This is a genomic window from Bartonella sp. AP88HLJMH (genome assembly GCF_042195605.1).
Taxonomy (GTDB): Bacteria; Pseudomonadota; Alphaproteobacteria; order Rhizobiales; family Rhizobiaceae; genus Bartonella.
Genome location: NZ_JBHIOR010000063.1, coordinates 1 through 2,086 on the forward strand (window position 1 = coordinate 1; position 2,086 = coordinate 2,086).

The window sequence follows — 2,086 nt, forward strand, 5'->3', positions numbered from 1 at the left end:
GTGGAGCAATCAGGCATCAAAGCGGGTGATGGTGGTTTTAAGATCAACGTTAAAGATAAAACAACGCTGACCGGAGGTATTATTGAAAGCACCGCGCCGGCAGAAAAAAACAGCCTGACCACAGGAAGCATTAGTACCAATGATATCAGCAACAGTGCGCATGCGCAAGCCAGCAGTCAAGGTTTAAGCATTTCAGCGGGTGGTCCGATGTATCAGGGCAAATATGGTGTCGGGAAAAACATTGCTAAAAATCTCTTAGATCATTCAAAAGCTAAAGATTCAGAGGAAGGATATACCAAATCTGCCATTAGCGATGGCACCATTGTCATTACTGATGAAGCAGGGCAGAAGGCATTGACAGGGCAAGATGTTGAGCAAGCCATAGCCTCCCTTAATCGTGATACTGCCACCGCCCATAAGGGTGTACAACAGCTCGATGTAGGCAAGCTGGAACAAATCGTCCATGAAAACCGCGAAATGGCAACGCAATTGTTGGAAGAAGGATTTAAATACAGCGATGACTCCTATAAAACCATGTTTATCAAAGAGCACCCCATCGCCGTTGTCGACCGTGATGAAAAGGGCAATATAATCTATAAAAAAGATGAAAATGGGGTACCTATAAGAGACGCTCGTGGACAACCAATACCTCACGCACATTATTTAACAGATGAAGAAAAGCAGCATTTACAAGAGGGTGCTGATGGCAAGGTGCATGTGTCCTTTAATGGCATCTTTACTCCACCAGAGGAAGCCGCTGTTTATGCGGTTCAACATGCGAAGGATAAAAATGCACCGCTTTATTTTGTGGTGTTCCCAGAAGCTGATTCTGCTATTTCAGAACTTCTGGTAGCAGGCTACCAGAAGTTTATGGAAAATAACTTTTGGGGTTTGACCAATTCAACACAAGAAGCAAAAAATCTGATGTCTCGCTATGGTAACACGGGATTGGAAGAGTATGGCCATAGCCGCGGTACCATGTCATTGGGGAATATGCTGAATTCTTTCAAACAAGAAGGTGTTCACGGTATAGCCGACAACACGAATATCAATTTCTATGGACCAGCCTTTAATGTTTTAGTTGCATCCGGTCTGTTAGGTTATGTGAGTGATGGCAAACAAACCACTATTGGCTTTGATGGGAATAGATATGACTTTGTAAGCAGAATTATTGGTGGCAATGGCTATACCTACGGGACACTCCCTGCTGGTAGTAACATGTGGAAAGAATGGTGGAGAGTGGTCATGAATCCCATAAGTTCCCATACTTGTCTTGGAGATGCAGGTTATAAATGTAGATATGATTATGGTTCATCTCATCGTGAACAATTTCCTTTAAGTAAATCATGGAGTAAAAAATGAAACACATCGTAAAATTATTAAGTGCTGTAACTTTGTTAAGTATAGCTGGATGTCAGTTTAATAAACCTCCTTCAGGATATTTGACTGCTTGGGAGAAACCGGGAGCAGATTTTACTGAGGTAGGAAAAGGCTTGTTAGAATGTGGTATGCCAACCCCTTATGATAAGGATCCAGAAAGCAGCAAGCTCAGTAATAATGCAATAGCAACAATTCATGCTTGTATGGTTCAATCAGGATTCCGCTATAAAGATGAAAGGGGGGGGGGGTGGTGTGTAAACCATAAAGCCGAAAACTTGCCCATTTGTCGTCCAGGCGCTGTTGTTCCACAGCGCAGTGTCAAGAAGCGCTTAAACAGCCCTTTTTGTAAAAAATATAAAAATGCACCTGAATGCAAACCTTAAGTGTTTCTATTGGTGATGATCAACAATCTGCCATCCTTGCCTTTGCTTGGAACGGCGGGATTGTTTTCTCAATCTAACATCTCAATATTGTTCACCGTTGTTTTAAGCAGCGGTGACAGAAAATATCAACAGGCTTATGAGCTCTGTTTTATTGTAAATAAATCCATTGAAAGAGGGGAATAATGAAGAAAATCTTAAAACTGTTGAGTTGTATAGCTCTGTTAAGTATCACTGGATGTGTTAACTCAATTCCCTCACTTTCTCCAGCATTATGGAGAAATAAAATACTTTTAGAATGTGGAGTACCGGACCTTAATAAGGTT

2 protein-coding genes are annotated in these 2,086 nt (G+C 41.7%); both read left to right on the forward strand.

Features of this window, described 5'->3' with window-relative positions:
• Window positions 1–1,362 (forward strand): filamentous hemagglutinin (locus tag ACFIMA_RS09470; protein ID WP_375693425.1); only part of this gene is annotated, 1,362 nt, incomplete at its 5' end.
• On the forward strand, window positions 1,359–1,763 hold the full coding sequence (locus tag ACFIMA_RS09475) for a hypothetical protein (protein ID WP_375637312.1): 405 nt from the start codon (window positions 1,359–1,361) through the stop codon (window positions 1,761–1,763). The genes ACFIMA_RS09470 and ACFIMA_RS09475, both read left to right, overlap by 4 nt.
• Window positions 1,764–2,086: the final 323 nt, after the last annotated feature.